General features: G+C 70.7%; 1 protein-coding gene. It reads right to left on the bottom strand.

Features of this window, described 5'->3' with window-relative positions:
- Positions 1-138: 138 nt before the first annotated feature.
- Positions 139-672, bottom strand: coding sequence for an inorganic diphosphatase (ppa, locus tag ACZ6YI_RS21400; RefSeq protein WP_465780383.1), 534 nt, complete (start codon positions 670-672; stop codon positions 139-141).
- Positions 673-882: the final 210 nt, after the last annotated feature.

Here is an 882-nt window from a genome sequence, read left to right as displayed (position 1 = left end):
CCGGCCCGCCCCCCCCCGTTAAACCACCCCCCCCCCCCCCCACCCCCAACTGCCCCAACCCCCGGGCGCCCCCCCCCCCCCCCCCCCCGCCACCCCCCCCCCCCCCCCCCCCCCCCCCCCCCGCTCCCACAACAGCTATTACTTGTCGGCCTTGTAGCGTTCCATGCCGGACATGATCTCGGCCTTGGCTTCGTCGGCGCCGACCCAGCCATCGACCTTGACCCACTTGCCCTTCTCGAGATCCTTGTAGTGCTCGAAGAAGTGGCCGATGCGCTCCAGCCAGTGGCCCGAGACCTGCTTGATGTCGCGGATGTGGGCGTAGCCGGCGAACACCTTCTCGACCGGGACCACGACCAGCTTCTCGTCAGCGCCGGCTTCGTCGGTCATCTTCAGCATGCCGACCGGGTGGCAGCGGATGACCGAGCCCGGAACGAGCGACAGCGGGAGGATGACCAGGGCGTCCAGCGGATCGCCATCGCCGCCCAGGGTGCCCGGCACGTAGCCGTAGTTGCACGGGTAGCGCATCGGGGTGGAGAGGATGCGGTCGACGAAGATCGCGCCGCTTTCCTTGTCCACTTCGTACTTGACCGGCTCGGCGTCCTTGGGGATTTCGATGATGACGTTGATTTCGTCCGGCACGTTCTTGCCGGCGGGGACGAGGTGCAGGCCCATGGGCGTTCCTTGATGCAGTTTGGGGTAGATAGCAGCCCACAAGGATACAAGAAGGCGGGGGCAGGGGCGCTACAGGGCCAGGCGGGCCGTTCAGCCGCACCAAAACGACTGTGGGAGCGGGGGGGGGCGGGGGGGGGGGGGGGGGGGCCCCCCACCCGCCCCCCCCCCCCCCCCCCCCGGGGGGCCGTCCGGCCCCCCGGTCGGGCGCGC

Source organism: Luteibacter sp. NPDC104163, from assembly GCF_055584245.1.
Note: the sequence above shows the minus strand (reverse complement) of the source record. Positions and strands in the feature narration are given on the sequence as shown.

Bases quoted from the DNA above. Each gene is read 5' to 3' on its own strand.
- ppa (WP_465780383.1), bottom strand. From the start codon at position 672: ATGGGCCTGCACCTCGTCCCCGCCGGCAAGAACGTGCCGGACGAAATC.